Consider the following 17,908-nt stretch of genomic DNA (forward strand, 5'->3'; position numbering starts at 1 on the left):
CGTACGACCGTCCTTCAGGCACCCAGAGCCCGCACCCCCGCCGTCACGACCACCGCGGTCGCGACCACGACCAGGAACGGCGCCCGCAGGAGCAGTGCCAGGGCGGCCGAGGCCAGTCCAGCGGCCCGCGCGTCGAGGACCGGCATCCGCCCGTCGGCGAAGGTCTGCTGAGCGGTGAGCGCGGCCAGGAGCGCCACCGGCACCAGTGCGGCAAGGCGCTTCACCAAGGGCCGGTCGAGCACGCCCGCCGGCACGAGCAGTCCGAGGAGTTTGACGACATAGCAACCGAGGGCGGTGACGCCGATCGCGATCCATGTGCTCACCGCCCCTCCTCCTTCGTCCGCTCGCGACGCCCTCGCGCCCACAGGACCAGGGGCGCGGCGAGGGCGGCCGCCAGCACCGGCACCCCGGCCGGCAGCACCGGAAGCAGCCCGAGCCCCAGCAGCACGGCGAGCCCGGCCACGGCCCGCTCGGTGCCGCTCCTGACCATGGGCGCGAGCAGCGCGAGGAACACGGCCGGCCCGGCCGCGTCCAGCCCCCACGCGCGCGTGTCCCCGATCGCGTCGGCGCCCAGGGCCCCCAGCAAGGTGGTCAGGTTCCACAACACATAGAGGGTGAGCCCCGTGACGGCGAAGCCGATCCGACCGGCACGCCGCGTGGGCTGCGCGAGCGAGACCGCGGCGGTCTCGTCGATGACCCACTGAGCGGCGAAGGGCCGCAGGAAGCGCGGAAGAGCGAGCAACTGGGACAGCCGCAGCCCGTAGAACGCGTTGCGCACCCCGAGGAAGAAAGCCCCGGCCGCGGCCGTGAAAGGACTCCCGCCGGCCGCGAGCGCCCCCACCAGAGCGAACTGGGACGCTCCGGTGAACACCAGAAGGCTGAGCGCACAGGTCTGCGGCAGCGTGAGCCCGCTGCCGGCCGAGGTCACCCCGAAGGCGAAACCGGACAGTCCGACGGCCACCCCGACTCCGAGGGCGTCTCGGACGACGGCGGAGTCCGGCTTTCCGCCCCCGTGGGGTTGCCGATCTGCGAGTGCGCTCTGTTCTGCCACCTCTCGGACGCTAGGAGCAGCGGTCCGGACGAGTCTTGTACGTTCTTGCGCTCCCGCTGGTAGGCCCCGGGCGGCACACCGACGATCCGGGTGAAGTGCCGGTTCAGATGAGACTGATCGGTGAACCCCACCTCGACGGCGGCCAGGGCCGGAGCGGCCCCTGTGTCCAGCAATCGGCGGGCCCGCCGCACCCGGGCATCGGTCAGCCAGGTGTGCGGCGGCATCCCGTACAGGCCCCGGAACGCACGCAACAGCGCGAACGGACTGGTCCCGAGATCAGCCGCCAGCCTCTCCAGAGAGGGCGGCTCAGCCATCCGCTCCTCCAGCACGGCACGCGCCCGCACCGCCACCCGCGCTCCGGCGGACCGCACGTGCCGCTCCGGCAGAACCCCGCCGTTCAGCCGCAGCAACCGCGTCACGGCCACCCGCAGCAAGGTGTCGGCGGCCAGCGCGTTGCCCTCCTCGGCGGCCCGCAGCACCTCGTGCACCAGACCCACGGCATACGGATCGTCGAGCACGGGCCGCACGAATCCCGGCGTACCGCGCAGCGAGGTGGTCTCGGCCGCGATCCCGGCCACCACCTCGGGCGACGGATAGACGGCCCCGTACCGCCATCCCTCGGGCACCCCGGCCCGCCCGGTATGAGCCGTATCAGGATTGACCAAGGCCAGCGTCCCGGCCCCGGCGTACTGATCGGCCCCGCGATGGTGAAAGACCTCGACCCCGTCGGCAATGGCAGCGATCACGAAGTTCTCGTGCGTATGCCGCACGAACCTCTTCCGCACGTACCGGGCCCGCAGCAGATCGACCCCGGGCAGCTCGGCATATTGCCAATGCCTGGCCCGCTCCTTGGAACCTGCCATACACCCATTGTGCCGGGTGCGGTTCCACAGTCGGCTGCGGCCCGGTGGGGGCTGGCCGCGCCCCCGCTGCGCTGGGCCTGAGCCGGGCGCCTACGGGGTGCCGGGTTCGGTTGTCGGGCGGCTTGAGGTCCGTCGTGGCTGGTCGCGCAGTTCCCCGCGCCCCTGGGTGGGGCATGGGGACGCCTGCCACGACGCACTGTTCGCCGCCTACGGCGGGAAGGGGACGGGGTGGGGGGTGTCCGCCCGCAGCGGCCGGCGTCCGGAACCGGGCCCCTTTGAATCGACCGAGCCGCCGGACCGAGGACGGATACCCCCCACCCCGGCACCGACCCACCCACCGGACCGCACGCGCTACGCACGCCCCCACCGAACCGCAACGGGCCGCCGCAGGCCTCCAGGGGCGCGGGGAACTGCGCAAAACGCCCGCCCCCACCCACCCCGCAGACGACAAACCCGCCGCACACCGAATGTCAGTGCCTGGGTGCAGGATGGAACACATGGTCAGCCCAGCACACCGCGCCCTCGACGCCTTCTCCCCCGCGACCCGCGGCTGGTTCACGGGTGCCTTCGACGCCCCCACCACCGCCCAGGCAGGCGCATGGCAGGCCATCGCGGAGGGCTCGGACGTGCTGGTCGTAGCCCCCACCGGCTCCGGCAAGACCCTCGCCGCCTTCCTCGCCGCCCTGGACCAGCTCGCCTCCACACCCCCACCCGCCGACCCCAAAAAACGCTGCCGTGTCCTCTACGTCTCCCCCCTCAAGGCCCTCGCCGTGGACGTGGAGCGCAACCTCCGCAGCCCCCTCACCGGCATCCGCCAGGAGTCCGTCCGCCTGGGCCTGCCCGAACCCGAGGTCAAGGTGGGCATCCGTTCGGGCGACACCCCCGCGGCCGAACGCCGAGCCCTCTCCACCCGTCCCCCGGACATCCTGATCACCACTCCGGAATCCCTGTTCCTGATGCTGACGTCGGCGACCCGTGACGCGCTCACCGGCATCGAGACGGTGATCCTCGACGAGGTCCACGCCGTGGCCGGCACCAAGCGGGGTGCCCACCTGGCCCTCTCCCTGGAGCGCCTGGACGAGCTCCTCCCGAAGCCGGCCCGCCGCATCGGACTGTCCGCGACCGTCCGCCCCGTGGACGAGATCGCCCGCTACCTCTCGCCGAACCGCAAGGTGGAGATCGTCCAGCCGAAGTCGGGCAAGGAGTTCGACCTCTCGGTGGTGGTCCCCGTGGAGGACCTCGCCGAACTGGGCGGCTCCCCGGTCGCCGAGGGCAACGAAGGCGCCGAGCGTCCGTCGATCTGGCCCCACGTGGAGGAGCGCATCGCCGACCTCGTCCAGTCCCACCGCTCCACGATCGTCTTCGCGAACTCCCGCCGCCTCGCCGAACGCCTCTGCAACCGCCTCAACGAGATCGCCTACGAGCGGGCCACCGGCGAACCCCTGGACGAACACCACGCCCCCGCGGAACTCATGGGCGGCTCGGGCGCGGCCCAGGGCGCACCCCAGGTGATCGCCCGGGCCCACCACGGCTCGGTCTCCAAGGAACAGCGCGCCCTGGTCGAGGAGGACCTGAAGGCAGGCCGTCTCCCCGCGGTGGTGGCCACCTCCAGCCTCGAACTCGGCATCGACATGGGCGCGGTGGACCTCGTGGTCCAGGTCGAGTCACCCCCCTCGGTGGCCTCCGGCCTGCAACGTGTCGGCCGCGCGGGTCACCAGGTCGGTGCCGTCTCCACCGGCGTGGTCTTCCCGAAGTACCGTGGCGACCTCGTCCAGGCGGCGGTCGTCACGGAGCGCATGCGTACCGGCTCGATCGAGTCCCTCAAGGTCCCGGCGAATCCCTTGGACGTCCTCGCGCAGCAGCTGGTCGCGATGACCGCGATGGACACCTGGCAGCTCGACGACCTCCTGGCCACCGTCCGCAAGGCGGCCCCCTTCGCCTCCCTGCCCGAGTCCGCGTTCACCGCGGTCCTGGACATGCTCGCCGGCCGCTATCCCTCGGACGCCTTCGCCGAACTGCGCCCGCGCGTCGTCTGGGACCGCATCGCGGGTACCGTCACCGGTCGCCCCGGCGCCCAGCGCCTCGCCGTCACCTCCGGCGGCACCATCCCCGACCGCGGTCTCTTCGGCGTCTTCCTCGCCGGCTCCGACCCCAAGAAGGGCGGCGGACGGGTCGGCGAACTGGACGAGGAGATGGTCTACGAGTCGCGCGTGGGGGACGTCTTCACGCTCGGCACCAGTTCCTGGCGCATCGAGGACATCACCCGCGACCGCGTCCTGGTCTCTCCCGCCCCCGGCGTCCCGGGCAGGCTGCCCTTCTGGAAGGGCGACCAACTGGGCCGCCCCCTGGAACTGGGCCGCGCGGTGGGCGCGTTCCTGCGCGAGGTCGGCTCGCTCCCCAAGGACGACGCCCGTCTGCGCCTCCTCACGGCGGGCCTGGACGCCTGGGCGGCGGACAATGTGCTCTCGTACCTCGACGAGCAGCGCGAGGCCTGCGGCCACATCCCGGACGACCGCACCATCGTCGTGGAGCGCTTCCGCGACGAGCTCGGCGACTGGCGGGTCGTCGTCCACTCCCCCTTCGGCGCCCAGGTCCACGCCCCCTGGGCGCTCGCCCTCGGCGCCAAGCTCTCCGAGCGCTACGGCATGGACGCCCAGGTCATGCACGCCGACGACGGCATCGTCCTCAGGCTGCCGGACGCCGACCTGATGAGCCTGGACCTCCTCGACCGGGACCCGGCCACGACCGGCACGGAGTACGACGCGGAGCAGGCCCCCGTGGGCGCCGCGGACGTCGTCTTCGACAAGGGCGAGGTCGACCAGATGGTCACCGACCAGGTCGGCGGTTCGGCCCTGTTCGCCTCCCGTTTCCGCGAGTGCGCCGCCCGCGCGCTCCTGCTGCCCCGCCGCAACCCCGGCAGGCGCACCCCGCTGTGGCAGCAGCGCCAGCGCGCCTCCCAGCTGCTCGAGGTGGCGAGCGAGTTCGGCTCGTTCCCGATCGTCCTGGAGGCGGTCCGCGAGTGCCTCCAGGACGTCTTCGACGTGCCGGGCCTCGTGGAGCTGATGGGCGACCTGGAGTCCCGCAAGGTCCGCCTGGTTGAGGTCACCACCCCCGAGCCCTCCCCCTTCGCCCGCTCTCTCCTCTTCGGGTACGTCGCCCAGTTCCTGTACGAGGGCGACTCGCCCCTCGCCGAGCGCCGCGCGGCCGCTCTCTCGCTGGACTCCCGCCTGCTGGCCGAGCTGCTCGGCCAGGCGGAGCTCAGAGAGCTGCTCGACGCCGAGGTGCTGACCGAGCTGGAGCGGGAGCTCCAGTGGCTCACCGACGACCGCCGCGTCAAGGACGCCGAGGGAGTCGCGGACCTGCTCCGCGTCCTCGGTCCGCTCACGGACGCGGAGCTGGCCCAGCGGGGCGCCGAACCGCAGTGGGCGCAGGAGCTCGCCCGCGCCCGCCGCGCGATCAGGGTCCGTGTCGCCGGCGCCGACCACTGGGCCGCGATCGAGGACGCGGGCCGCCTGCGCGACGCCCTCGGCACCGCGTTGCCGGTCGGTGTCCCGGAGGCCTTCACCGAGCCCGTCAAGGACCCCCTGGGCGACCTCCTCGCGCGGTACGCCCGCACCCACGGCCCGTTCACCTCGGCGACGGTCGCGGCCCGCTTCGGCCTGGGCACTGCGGTCACCGAGGGCGCTTTGCAGCGGCTCGCCGCGAGCGGCCGTGTCGTACAGGGAGAGTTCCATCCGGCGGGCATCGGCCAGGAGTGGTGCGACGCGACCGTGCTCCGCCGTCTGCGGCGCCGCTCCCTGGCCGCCCTGCGCCACGAACTGGAACCGGTGGCGCCCCCGGCCCTGGCTCAGTTCCTGCCGCAGTGGCAGCACATCGGCAAGGGCCATTCCCTGCGGGGCGTCGACGGACTGGTGCGCGCGGTCGAGCAGCTCCAGGGCGCGTCCGTGCCCGCCTCCGCACTGGAGAAGCTCGTCCTGCCGTCCCGCGTCGCCAACTACACGCCCGCCATGCTCGACGAACTCACCGCCGCAGGGGAGATCGTGTGGGCCGGAGCGGGCGCCCTCCCCGGCAAGGACGGCTGGGTCTCCCTCTACCTCGCGGACGCGGCCCCTCTCCTCCTGCCGCCGCCCCACCCCCTGGAGCTGACGGCACTCCACCAGTCCGTCCTGGATGCCCTCGCCGGCGGCTACGGCCTGTTCTTCCGCCAGATCGCCGACCAGGTCCGCGCCACCACCCACCCCGAGGCCACCGACCCCCAACTGGCCGACGCGGTATGGGACCTGGCCTGGTCCGGGCGGCTCACCAACGACACCCTCACCCCCATGCGCTCCCTGCTGGGCTCGGGCCGCACCGCCGGCTCCACCGCCCACCGCGCCAAACGCAGCGTCCCGCGCGGCCGCTACGGCTCCCTCACCGCCGCGGCTCGCAGCGCCTCCCGCAGCGGGCCGCCGACGGCAGCGGGCCGCTGGTCCCTGCTGCCCCCACGCGAGCCCGACCCGACCGTGCGCGCCCACGCCCTGGCCCGCACCCTCCTCGACCGCCATGGCGTCGTCACCCGCGGAGCGGTCGCGGCGGAGGGCGTCGAGGGCGGCTTCTCGGCGGTGTACCGCATCCTCTCCGCCTTCGAGGACAGCGGCCAGGCCCGCCGCGGCTACGTGGTGGAGGGCCTCGGCGCCGCCCAGTTCGCCATGGACGGAGCGGTGGACCGCCTACGAGCCGTCTCCAACGCCCGCGACCGGGGCGAGCCCGTCCCGGCCCCCGCTCCCGCAGGCCCGGGACTCGACGCCCCCACCGATCCCGGCACCCTGACCGAGGACTTCGACTGGGCGGACGCCTTCGGTCCCTTCGACCCACCCACCGACCTGGACCCGCAAGCCTCCGACGGTTCCCCCGCGCAAGCCCCCGACGGTTTCCCCGCACCGGGGCGCGGTCTGCCCTCGCCGGCCTCCCGGGACCAGTACATCTCCCCACGGGACTACCCCCCGCCCGCCCACGGCTCGGGCTTCCTGCACCGCAGGCAGACCCCTGCGGACACCTCCCGAGCGGTCGTCCTCGCCGCCGCCGACCCCGCCAACGCCTACGGCGCCGCCCTGCCCTGGCCCGACCCCCCGACGGAGGCCGGCCACAAACCGGGCCGCAAGGCGGGCTCCCTGGTCGTCCTCGTCGACGGCGAGCTCACGCTCTACATGGAGCGAGGCGGCAAGACCCTCCTGGCCTGGCCTTCCAGCCCCGACAGCGCCCCCGTCGACGACCCCCGCCTCCGCACGGCGGCCGAGGCACTGGCCGCGGCAGCCAAGGCCGGATCCCTGGGCACCGTCACCGTGGAACGCATCAACGGCACCGCTGCCCTGACCTCTCCCACAGGCACCCTCCTGGAGTCAGCAGGCTTCATCGCCACGCCACGAGGCCTGCGCCTGCGCGCATAGGACCGCCCCCGCCCGGGAGACCACGCGCAAAGCCCCCAGGAGTCGCCCCGCCCCGGCGCCCGCGCCCCCGTGCCACCCTTGACCCATGCCCGAAGGAGACACCGTCTGGCAAGCCGCGAGGCGCCTGCACGAGGCCCTCGCCGGCAGGCCCCTGACCCGCAGCGACCTGAGAGTCCCGAAGTACGCCACCGCGGACCTCACAGGCCGCCACGTCCTCGACGTCACTCCCCGCGGCAAGCATCTCCTCACCCGCGTGGAGGGCGGCCTCACCCTCCACTCCCATCTCCGTATGGACGGCACGTGGAAGGTGTACGCGCACGACCAGCGCTGGACCGGCGGTCCCGCCCACCAGATCCGCGCGATCCTGGGCAACACCGACCGCACGGCCGTCGGCTACCGCCTCCCCGTTCTGGAACTCCTCCGCACCGCCGACGAACACAAAGCCGTCGGCCACCTGGGCCCCGACCTGCTGGGCCCGGACTGGAACCCCGAGCGGGCCCTCGCGAACCTCCTCGAGGACCCCTCCCGCGAGCTCGGCGAAGCCCTCCTGGACCAGCGCAACCTCGCCGGCATCGGCAATGTCTTCAAGAGCGAGCTCTGTTTCCTGCTCGGCGCCACCCCCTGGCTCCCCGTCGGCGCGCTCCCCGCCGACCGCGCGGTCCACCTTCCCGCGCTCGCGAAGAAGCTCCTGGAGGCCAACCGGGACCGCCCGATCCGCAACACGACGGGCCGCCGCGGGCAGGACCTCTTCGTCTACGGCCGTGCCCCCCGCCCCTGTCTGCGCTGCCGCACCTCCATCCGCGTGGCCGACCAGGGCGACGGCTCTCGCGAACGCCCCACCTACTGGTGCCCCCACTGCCAGACCGGCCCCACCCCGGGCCCCCGGCGCCGAGCACCGAGCGGACACCCCGGAACCTCACGCCGTACGACCAATTGACGCTCCGTCAGAAACCCTCGTACGGTCGCTCCATGGCCGTCAGCGCGTACGACCTCACCGGACGCACCGCGTTCGTCACCGGCGCCGCGAGCGGCATCGGCCGCGCCTCCGCCGTCCTGCTCGCCCAGGCCGGTGCCACCGTGCACTGCGCGGACCGCGACGAGATGGGCCTGCACGGGACGGCGAGCCTCGTCAAGGACGCCGGCGGAACCGCGCACACGCACCCCCTGGACGTCACCGACCGCGAGCAGCTGCGCCGGGCCGTCGCCTCCTGCGGGCACCTCGACATCCTGGCCGCGGTCGCCGGGATCATGCACAGCAGCCCGGTCCTGGAGACGCGGGACGAGGACCTCGACCGCGTCCTCGACGTCAACTTCAAGGGCGTCCTGTACGCCTGCCAGGAGGCGGCCCGTCTGATGATCGCGCGCGGCACGCGGGGCAGCATCGTCACGATGGCGTCAGGAGCCGTGGACACCGGAGGCCCCGGCCTGCTCTGCTACGGCGCGGCCAAGGCGGCGGTGGTCCAACTGACGAAAACGCTGGCCACCGAAGTGGGCCGCTACGGCATCCGGGTCAACGCGGTCGCCCCGGGCTGGATCCGCACCCCGATGACCGACCGCCACGACGAGGAGGCCCAGACCCACACCGAGGCACTCATGTCCCGCATGTCACCGCTCAAGCGGGTCGGCGAGCCGGAGGACATCGCCCACGCGGTCCTCCACCTGGCCTCGGACGCCTCGTCCTTCACCACGGGGCAGATCCTCCGCCCGAACGGCGGGGTAGCGATGCCCTGGTGACGACGGCACCCGCACACGCGCCGGCCGCTTCCGCCGGACCGCCTCAGCTCACCCCGCCGAATCCGCCCGCTGCCCTTGCCGAATCGCCCTCACCGCACACCAACGCCCCTCACCGACTCCCCTCCGCCTCGCCCTCCCCCACAGCAGGCGCCGGACCGCCGTAACGCCGCGCACTCCCCGTCCCCCACGCCCGACGCCACCGCCCGGCCCCCAGCGCCCCCATGGCCCGCCCCTTCGGCACGCAGTGGACCGGCAACAGGCTCAGCCCCCACCCGCCGGCTGCGACCGCCCCTTCGAGCGCGCCGGCGTCGGGTGACAGCAGCAGCCACGCCACGGCCCACCACCACAGCACCCCGAGCCCGAGAGCCACCCCCCGGCACACTGTCGGCCCCGCCATGCAGCCACCTCCAGCCCGGACGCTAGACCGCCGCCTCACCCGAGAGGGAGGGCGCACCCCGGGCACACGGACGCACCAGGACGTCCACCGTCACCGAAGCAACAACCCAGGCACCCGACAACGCCACCCGCAGATCGCTCCAAGATGCACGAAAACCCCGACCCGCGCCTCTCCAGATCAACCGGAGAAGCCCGTCCGGGGCCTCGCACACTTCTTCTCAGCGCGCTGTCGGCACACGCTCACACCAGCGTGAGCGACGCGCTACGCCGCGACGACGTCCACCGCTTCGCTGGGCGCCTTGATGGTGACCCGTTCCGGTGGCACACCCTTGACCGAGACGGAACCCAGCATCGGGCGTACCGGCGCCGGTACGGGCTCGCTGGGGGTGGCCGCAGCGGACTGGGCCAGTTCGGCGAGGGCGAGCTCGTCGCTCACTTCCCGCATGAGTTCGGACATCCGTACGTCCAGCGCGTCGCAGATCGCGGAGAGCAGCTCGGAGGAAGCCTCCTTCTGCCCCCGCTCCACCTCGGAGAGATAGCCGAGTGAGACTCGGGCGGACGAGGAGACTTCGCGCAGAGTACGGCCCTGGCGTTGGCGCTGCCGACGCAGCACGTCACCCAGCAGGCGACGGAGCAGAATCATCGGTGGCTCCCTCCTCGGACCGCGTAGCCGCATCCTTCACGCCCCACCGTACCGCCTTGCGCCGCGGCCGTGCGGGGAGCGATGTCGTGTTCACTCAGGGCTGCAAACATCAAAACCCCCCGTTCCGTTCCGTATCCTGTGCCCGCTCATTCCCGGTCTGTTCGCCCGTAAGCTCTTCCAGGAGCAAAGCGAGTACGCTCCGTACACTCTCCATACGAATTTCCGCGCGGTCGCCGTTCAACCGCAGCGCGGTCACTTTCCCGCCATCAGTTGCCGCGGAAGCGCCCCTGGCGGGCCCGTCCACAGCCACGTACACCGTTCCGACCGGCTTGCCGTCCTGCGGTTCCGGGCCGGCGACCCCGGTGGTCGCGATCCCCCAGTCGGCACCGAGCGCCTTGCGCACTCCGGCCGCCATCTGGGCCGCGACCTGCGGATCCACCGCCCCGCACTGGTCCAGCAGGGTGGCGTCGACCCCCAGCAGCTCGTGCTTGAGTTCGGTGGCGTAGGCCGTCACCGAGCCCCGGAACGCCTGGGAGGCTCCGGGAGCCGCTGTGATTTCCGCCGCAACCAGCCCACCGGTCAACGACTCGGCGACCGCGAGCGTCTGCCCGTTCACAGCGAGTAGTCGTACCACCTGGGCGGCCGGGGAATTCACGCTTCCGCCTCCTCCAACGCCGCCTTGCGCTCGGCGATTCCCTGCCTGCGCAGCACGATGGCCTGTCTCACATAGTCGAGCCCGGTCGCGACGGTCAGCACGACCGCCACCGCCATCACCCAGAACCGCGCGGTGGCCAGCCACCCCGTCAGCATCAGGATGTACATCCCCACGGCGATCCCCTGACTGAGGGTCTTGAGCTTGCCGCCCCGGCTCGCCGGGATCACGCCGTACCGGATGACGAGGAAACGCAGCAGGGTGATCCCGAGTTCCCTGCCGAGGATGACGATCGTCACCCACCAGGGCAGGTCGCCGAGCGCGGAGAGACAGACCAGCGCCGCCCCCATGATCGCCTTGTCGGCGATGGGGTCGGCGATCTTCCCGAAGTCGGTGACGAGGTTGTAGGTGCGGGCCAGGTGACCGTCGAACAGGTCGGTGATCATGGCGACCGAGAAGGCCGCCCAGGCGAACGACCGCCACGCGGGGTCGTGACCGCCCTCGGCGAGCATCAGGAAGACGAAGCCGGGCACGAGGACCAGCCGGAGCATGGTCAGCAGATTGGCGATGTTCCAGACGCTGGCCTGGTTGACGGCGGCAGCCGCGATCTTCTTGCCCGGCGAAGGCTTGGCCTCGGAGCCGCCCTCGCGGTCCGGGGAGACCTCGGACACGACGGTGGCCCCAGGAGCGACTCCCGCTCGTGGGACGGCACCCGCCCCGGTCGCCACGCTCGCCCGCGCCTCGCCCGCCGTACCGGAGACCGCGTCCGAAGGAGTGCCGGGGACCGCACCGGAGGCGGCACCGGGGACCCCGCCCACCCGTCCGCCCTTCGCGGCGGAGGGGCCACCTGCGGCGGACGCCGGTACTCCGGTCATCTGCCCGCCTCCTCACTACACGCGAGCGAACCGTCGAGCGGCTCGGCCACCAGGTCGACACCTTCCGTACCGACCACCTTCGCTTCGACCATACGGCCGACGCTCAGGCCTTCGCCGCTCGTGAGCAGCACCTGGCCGTCGGTCTCGGGCGCCTGGTGCGCGCCACGGCCGTACACGCCTTCGTCGTCGACCGACTCGACCAGCACGTGCACGGTCTCACCGACCCGCTCCTCGGCGCGCTGCGAGACGAGTTCCTCGGCGAGCCGCGACACCCGCGCCAGCCGCTCGGCGACGACGTCCTCGTCCAGCTTGTTCTCGTACGTCGCGGCCTCGGTGCCCTCCTCGTCGGAGTACCCGAAGACACCGATGGCGTCCAGACGCGCGCCGTTGAGGAACCGCTCCAGCTCCGCGAGGTCGCCCTCGCTCTCGCCGGGGAAGCCCACGATGAAGTTGGAGCGCACGCCGGCCTCGGGAGCCTTGCCCCGGATGGTGTCGAGGAGCTCCAGGAAGCGGTCGGTGTCGCCGAAGCGGCGCATCGCGCGCAGCACGCCGGGGGCGGAGTGCTGGAAGGACAGGTCGAAGTAGGGCACGACCTTCGGCGTGGAGGTCAGCACGTCGATCAGGCCGGGGCGCATCTCGGCGGGCTGGAGGTAGCTCACGCGCACCCGCTCGAGGCCGTCGACCTCGGCGAGCTCGGGCAGGAGCGACTCCAGCAGACGGATGTCGCCGAGGTCCTTGCCGTACGACGTGTTGTTCTCGGAGACCAGCATGATCTCCTTGACGCCCTGCTCGGCCAGCCAGCGGGTCTCGTTCAGGACGTCCGAGGGGCGGCGCGAGATGAAGGAGCCGCGGAAGGACGGGATGGCGCAGAAGGAGCAGCGCCGGTCGCAGCCGGAGGCGAGCTTCACCGAGGCGACCGGCGAGCCGTCCAGACGGCGGCGCAGGGGCGCGCGGGGGCCGGAGGCCGGAGCGAGGCCTTCCGGAAGGTCGGCGGGGGCAGGGGCCTCTACGGCGGGACCGTGGCCCGGCAGGGCGACGCCCGCCGCCGACTCCTGGCGCTCGGCGGGGCTGATCGGCAGCAGCTTGCGCCGGTCGCGCGGGGTGTGGGCGGCGTGGATGCCGCCGCTGAGGATCGTCTGGAGACGGTCGGAGATGTCGGCGTAGTCGTCGAAGCCAAGCACGCCGTCGGCCTCGGGGAGGGCTTCGGCGAGGTCCTTGCCGTACCGCTCGGCCATGCAGCCCACCGCCACGACGGCCTGGGTTCTGCCGTGGCCCTTGAGGTCGTTGGCCTCCAGGAGGGCGTCGACGGAGTCCTTCTTGGCGGCCTCGACGAAGCCACAGGTGTTGACGACGGCGACGTCCGCGTCGGCGGCGTCCTCCACGAGATCCCAGCCGTCCGCCTCCAAACGGCCTGCGAGCTCCTCCGAGTCCACCTCGTTACGGGCGCAGCCAAGGGTGACGAGTGCGACGGTACGGCGTTCAGGCATGGGCTCAAGACTACTTCGTCCCACCGACACCCCATGTCGAAGGGGTTGGCCGATCTTGGCCAACCCCTTTGCGACGGAAACCGAACAGATGCCTAGCCGACCTGCGGGTCGCCCTTCGTGTAGGTCAGGCGCTCCACGGCGCCGGGCTGCCAGTCGTCGTCGATCTTCTTGCCGTTCACGTACAGCTGGATGGCCCCGGCGTCACCGAGGACGAGGTTGATCTTGTCGCTGTCCTGGAAGGTCTTGGTGTCGCCCTGCTTGAGCAGTCCGTCGAAGAGGGTCCGGCCGTTGTGGTCCTTGGCGAGGATCCAGCTCTTGCCGTCGGCGGCGCTGACCTGCACGGTCACCTTGTCCTGGGGTGCCGCGGCAATGGCGCTGTCGGACGGGGTGGGCTTCGGGTCCTTGGTGGCCGTCTTGTCGGACTTGGGCGTCGGGGACGCGGTGGTGGCGGGCGTGGTGCCGTCGGCCACCTGCGTCGTGCCGCCGTCGTCGCCGCCCTTGAAGGCGGTGAACCCGACGAAGCCGACCACGGCCACGATCGCGGCGACCATGGCCGCGGTCCAGTTGGGTCCCCGGCGCTCGGGACGGATGCGCTCCGCCTCGAACAGCGGGGCGGCCGGGGTGGGGGCCGGTCGCCCACCGCCGTGATCGGCGGCGTACTGGTCCAGCAGCGGAGCCGGATCCAGATGGACGGCCTTGGCCAGGGTCCGGATGTGGCCCCGGGCGTACACGTCGCCACCGCAGGGGGCGAAGTCGTCCGCCTCGATGGCGTGCACGATGGCGATGCGGACCCTGGTGGCGCTGCTGACGTCGTCGACGGTCAGCCCGGCCGCGATCCGCGCCTGTTTCAGGGCGCGGCCGACGGAGAGGCGGGCTTCCTGCGGGTCGTCTTCGAACGGACGCTCGTCTTCAGGGGAGTTGCCGATGGACACGGGGGCGCCTTTCGAGCGTTTGAGCCACCTGTGCTGAGGGTTCAGTCTAGGGGGGGTACGAAAGGGTGGGGCAACCGGGCGGTAGGACTTTGTACGCCATCGGTATGGCCGGACACGCCGATGGTGGAGCAGCAGCTTTTCGCTTCCCTCAACTTGACGTGCGCCGAAGGGAAACGGTTGCTCAATGATCCCTTACGGGTGAGTCACGATCGAACATCGGTGGCCGCACCCGTTCCGTGCTCCCCTCAAGCCTCCCCGCGAATCACCGCGAGCACTCCGTCCAGCTCGTCAGCCTTCACGAGAACGTCACGAGCCTTGGAGCCCTCGCTCGGCCCGACGATCCCCCGCGACTCCATCAGGTCCATCAGCCGCCCCGCCTTCGCGAACCCGACCCGCAGCTTGCGCTGGAGCATGGACGTGGACCCGAACTGCGTGGAGACGACCAGCTCGGCCGCCTGGCACAGCAGGTCGAGGTCGTCGCCGATCTCCTCGTCGATCTCCTTCTTCTGCTTGGTGCCCACGACGACGTCGTCCCGGAAGACCGGCGCCATCTGGTCCTTGCAGTGCTGGACGATCGCCGCGACCTCGTCCTCGGTCACGAAGGCGCCCTGCATACGGGTGGGCTTGTTGGCGCCCATCGGCAGGAAGAGCCCGTCGCCCTTGCCGATCAGCTTCTCCGCGCCGGGCTGGTCGAGGATGACCCGCGAGTCGGCGAGCGAGGAGGTGGCGAAGGCGAGCCTCGAAGGCACGTTCGCCTTGATCAGACCGGTGACGACGTCCACCGACGGCCGCTGCGTGGCGAGCACCAGGTGGATGCCGGCCGCGCGCGCGAGCTGCGTGATGCGCACGATCGCGTCCTCGACGTCCCTGGGCGCGACCATCATCAGGTCGGCGAGCTCGTCGACGATCACCAGCAGGTACGGGTACGGCTGGAGCTCACGCTCACTGCCCTCGGGCAGCTTGACCTTGCCGTTCCTGATGGCCTCGTTGAAGTCGTCGATGTGCCGGAATCCGTACGCCGCCAGGTCGTCGTAGCGCAGGTCCATCTCGCGTACGACCCACTGGAGCGCCTCGGCGGCCCGCTTCGGGTTGGTGATGATCGGCGTGATGAGGTGCGGGATGCCCTCGTAGGCCGTCAGTTCCACACGCTTGGGGTCGACGAGGACCATGCGCACGTCCTCGGGGGTCGCGCGCACCATGATGGAAGTGATCAGGCAGTTGATGCACGACGACTTACCGGAACCGGTGGCTCCGGCGACGAGCACGTGCGGCATCTTCGCCAGGTTGGCCATCACATAGCCGCCCTCGACGTCCTTGCCGAGCGCGACCAGCATGGGGTGCTCGTCCTCGGCGGCGGCCGCGAGCCGCAGCACGTCACCGAGGTTGACCATCTCCCGGTCGGTGTTGGGGATCTCGATGCCGACCGCGGACTTTCCGGGGATCGGGCTGATGATCCGCACGTCCGGGCTGGCGACGGCGTACGCGATGTTCTTGGCCAGCGCGGTGATCCGCTCGACCTTCACGGCGGGTCCGAGCTCGACCTCGTAGCGTGTGACCGTCGGCCCGCGCGTGAAGCCGGTGACGGCGGCGTCGACCTTGAACTCGGTGAAGACGTTGGTCAGCGAGGCGACTATGGCGTCGTTGGCCGCGCTGCGCGCCTTGCCCGGGCCACCGCGCTCCAGGAGGTCGAGCGAGGGCAGTGCGTAGGTGATGTCGCCCGAGAGCTGGAGCTGCTCCGCGCGCGCGGGCAGGTCGCTCGGCGCCTCGGGAGCGGGCTTGGTGAGGTCGGCGACCTCGACCTTGAGCTTCTCCTGCTTCGGCTTCGCGTCCTGCTTGGGCCGCGCGGCCGGGACCGGGGTGGGCACCGGGGTCGTCTCCACCCGGTCGCCCACGCTCACCCCTTGGGTGAGGTCGGCGACCAGCGGCGACGGCGGCAGACCGTGCATGACCACGCCGTCCAGGTCCGCGGCGGCGGCCGCGGCGAAGTCCACGGCGTCCATCTGCCGGTCCATCGCGGGCTGCGGCACCGCGGAGCGCCTGGGGCGCCCGCGACGCTGCGAGAGGGCTTCCTGTTCCGCGCCGTCGGGGTCGTACGACTCGGGTGCGGGACCGCGCCGGCGACCGCGCGCGGGCAGCGCCTCACGCCACTGCTCGTCGTAGCGCTCGTCGTCGTCCCCGAACTCGTCCACCACCGGGTCGGGCAGGATCCCGAGCCGCACCCCGAGCTCCCGCAGCCGTCGCGGGATGGCGTTGACGGGGGTGGCGGTGACGACGAGCAGGCCGAAGACGGTCAGCAGCACCAGCAGCGGTACGGCCAGGACGTCGCCCATGGTGTACGTGAGCGGGGTCGCCGCTCCCCAGCCGATGAGGCCGCCGGCGTCCCTTATGGCCTGCATGCCGGCGCTGCGGGCCGGCGAGCCGCAGGCGATGTGGACCTGCCCGAGCACGCCGATGACGAGCGCCGACAGACCGATCACGATCCGGCCGTTGGCCTCGGGCTTCTCGGGGTGCCGGATGAAACGGACGGCGACGACGGCGAGCAGTATCGGTACGAGGAGGTCGAGCCGGCCGAAGGCGCCCGTCACGATGATCTCGACGAGGTCGCCGACCGGGCCGCGCAGGTTCGACCAGGTACCGGCGGCGACGATCAGGCCGAGTCCGAGCAGCAGGAGGGCCACGCCGTCCTTCCGGTGCGCGGGGTCGAGGTTCTTGGCTCCCTGCCCTATGCCGCGGAACACCGCGCCGACGGCATGGGCGACGCCGAGCCAGAGGGCCCGGAAGAGCCGCAGGACGCCACCGGTGGGGCTGGGCGCGGGCCTCGGCGGCGCGGCCTTCTTCGCGGGGGCCTTCCTGGCGGGCGCCTTCTTCGCCGGACCCTTCGCGGGAGCGGCAGCCTTCTTGGCGGGCTGCTTCTTGGCTGCGGAGGGACGTGAGGCCATAGGTGTGAGATTACCGGTGGAGAAGGCAACGGACACGTGTGCCCGCTGCTTCACCCGTTCGTGTCGCCTCTGAAGAGGCGTGGAACTGACGCACCCTTGTGGAACGGGTGAACTGACGGATGCTCACCGGCGATCCCGCGTCAGTTCTGCGAGGACACCGAAGGAGAGGGCCCGGTGCCGGGCTCCAGCGCGTCCAGCGCCCGCCGCAACCCGGTGAGTTTGCGTTCGAGATGGGCCGCGGTGGCCACCGCGGCCGCGTCCGCGGACTCGTCGTCGAGTTGCTTGGACAGCGCCTCCGCCTGCTCCTCGACCGCCGCGAGGCGCGCCGACAACTCGGCGAGCAGACCCGCCGGCTCCTTGGCGTCGCCGACCGCGGCCTTGCCGCCACCGCCCTCCAACTGGAGCCGCAGCAGCGCCGCCTGCTCACGCAGCTGGCAGTTCTTCATGTAGAGCTCGACGAAGACCGAGACCTTCGCGCGCAGCACCCACGGGTCGAACGGCTTGGAGATGTAGTCCACCGCGCCGGCCGCGTACCCACGGAAGGTGTGGTGCGGACCGTGGTTGATCGCGGTGAGGAAGATGATCGGGATGTCCCGGGTCCGCTCCCGCCGCTTGATGTGCGCCGCGGTCTCGAAGCCGTCCATGCCAGGCATCTGGACGTCCAGCAGAATCACCGCGAAGTCGTCCGTGAGCAGCGCTTTGAGCGCTTCCTCCCCGGACGATGCCCGCACCAGTGTCTGATCGAGCGCGGAGAGGATGGCCTCCAGCGCCAGCAGATTCTCCGGCCGGTCATCGACCAGGAGGATCTTGGCCTTCTGCACCATGGCCCGCCCTCCTCGCCCCGGATGTGCACCGGGTGCCGCCCCTGGGGACGACTCCCTTTCGCCGCCCGTCCTTGTGCCGGTCATCG

14 protein-coding genes are annotated in these 17,908 nt (G+C 71.9%); 3 read left to right on the forward strand and 11 right to left on the reverse strand.

The features are described 5' to 3' along the window. Positions 1-14 precede the first annotated feature (14 nt). The 3 genes from AQJ54_RS18490 to AQJ54_RS18495 are packed head-to-tail and all read right to left on the reverse strand — an operon-like array spanning position 15 to position 1,914. Positions 15-323 (reverse strand): AzlD domain-containing protein, encoded by a 309-nt coding sequence (locus AQJ54_RS18490; RefSeq protein WP_062238562.1) that lies wholly within the window; start codon positions 321-323, stop codon positions 15-17. Then, positions 320-961, reverse strand: coding sequence for an AzlC family ABC transporter permease (locus AQJ54_RS43560; RefSeq protein WP_243659577.1), 642 nt, complete (start codon positions 959-961; stop codon positions 320-322). Before AQJ54_RS43560 ends, AQJ54_RS18490 begins: the two co-directional genes overlap by 4 nt. After that, positions 925-1,914 carry an AraC family transcriptional regulator gene (locus tag AQJ54_RS18495; protein ID WP_062238565.1) on the reverse strand — a complete coding sequence of 330 codons (990 nt, stop codon included), beginning with the start codon at positions 1,912-1,914 and terminating at the stop codon, positions 925-927. Before AQJ54_RS18495 ends, AQJ54_RS43560 begins: the two co-directional genes overlap by 37 nt. Positions 1,915-2,411: 497 nt before the next feature. Here AQJ54_RS18495 and AQJ54_RS18500 point away from each other — a divergent pair, with 497 nt between their 5' ends. The 3 genes from AQJ54_RS18500 (at position 2,412) to AQJ54_RS18510 (ending at position 9,074) form a co-directional block, all read left to right on the forward strand. Then, positions 2,412-7,340, forward strand: coding sequence for an ATP-dependent helicase (locus AQJ54_RS18500; protein WP_062238566.1), 4,929 nt, complete (start codon positions 2,412-2,414; stop codon positions 7,338-7,340). An 85-nt stretch (positions 7,341-7,425) separates the two neighbouring features. After that, on the forward strand, positions 7,426-8,277 hold the full coding sequence (locus AQJ54_RS18505) for a DNA-formamidopyrimidine glycosylase family protein (RefSeq protein WP_062238568.1): 852 nt from the start codon (positions 7,426-7,428) through the stop codon (positions 8,275-8,277). A gap of 32 nt (positions 8,278-8,309) precedes the next feature. Continuing rightward, positions 8,310-9,074 carry an SDR family NAD(P)-dependent oxidoreductase gene (locus tag AQJ54_RS18510; protein WP_062238570.1) on the forward strand — a complete coding sequence of 255 codons (765 nt, stop codon included), beginning with the start codon at positions 8,310-8,312 and terminating at the stop codon, positions 9,072-9,074. 109 nt (positions 9,075-9,183) lie between these two features. Here AQJ54_RS18510 and AQJ54_RS46725 read toward each other — a convergent pair whose 3' ends face one another. The 8 genes from AQJ54_RS46725 to AQJ54_RS18550 form a co-directional block, all read right to left on the reverse strand. Next, positions 9,184-9,471: a hypothetical protein gene (locus AQJ54_RS46725; protein ID WP_062238572.1), complete on the reverse strand. Its 288-nt coding sequence runs from the start codon at positions 9,469-9,471 to the stop codon at positions 9,184-9,186. 261 nt (positions 9,472-9,732) lie between these two features. After that, entirely contained in the window at positions 9,733-10,113 is a 381-nt protein-coding gene (locus tag AQJ54_RS18520; protein WP_007385114.1) for a helix-turn-helix domain-containing protein, read from the reverse strand. A 109-nt stretch (positions 10,114-10,222) separates the two neighbouring features. Then, the gene (locus tag AQJ54_RS18525) at positions 10,223-10,768 is read right to left on the reverse strand and encodes a CinA family protein (RefSeq protein ID WP_062022739.1); all 546 of its coding nucleotides are present in this window, start codon (positions 10,766-10,768) and stop codon (positions 10,223-10,225) included. Then, entirely contained in the window at positions 10,765-11,640 is an 876-nt protein-coding gene (gene pgsA / locus AQJ54_RS18530; RefSeq protein ID WP_062238574.1) for a CDP-diacylglycerol--glycerol-3-phosphate 3-phosphatidyltransferase, read from the reverse strand. Before pgsA ends, AQJ54_RS18525 begins: the two co-directional genes overlap by 4 nt. Then, a complete protein-coding gene (gene rimO, locus AQJ54_RS18535; protein ID WP_079069905.1) occupies positions 11,637-13,127 on the reverse strand; it encodes a 30S ribosomal protein S12 methylthiotransferase RimO in 1,491 nt (496 codons plus the stop codon). The genes pgsA and rimO overlap by 4 nt, the downstream gene beginning before the upstream one ends. A 92-nt stretch (positions 13,128-13,219) precedes the next feature. Then, positions 13,220-14,059: a helix-turn-helix domain-containing protein gene (locus tag AQJ54_RS18540; protein ID WP_062022749.1), complete on the reverse strand. Its 840-nt coding sequence runs from the start codon at positions 14,057-14,059 to the stop codon at positions 13,220-13,222. Between the two features lie 245 nt (positions 14,060-14,304). Then, on the reverse strand, positions 14,305-16,998 hold the full coding sequence (locus AQJ54_RS18545; protein ID WP_062238577.1) for a DNA translocase FtsK: 2,694 nt from the start codon (positions 16,996-16,998) through the stop codon (positions 14,305-14,307). A gap of 140 nt (positions 16,999-17,138) precedes the next feature. Beyond that, on the reverse strand, positions 17,139-17,822 hold the full coding sequence (locus tag AQJ54_RS18550; protein WP_062238579.1) for a response regulator: 684 nt from the start codon (positions 17,820-17,822) through the stop codon (positions 17,139-17,141). Positions 17,823-17,908: the final 86 nt, after the last annotated feature.

The sequence above is a fragment of the Streptomyces griseorubiginosus genome, from assembly GCF_001514195.1.
In the GTDB taxonomy this organism is placed as follows: Bacteria; Actinomycetota; Actinomycetes; order Streptomycetales; family Streptomycetaceae; genus Streptomyces; species Streptomyces griseorubiginosus.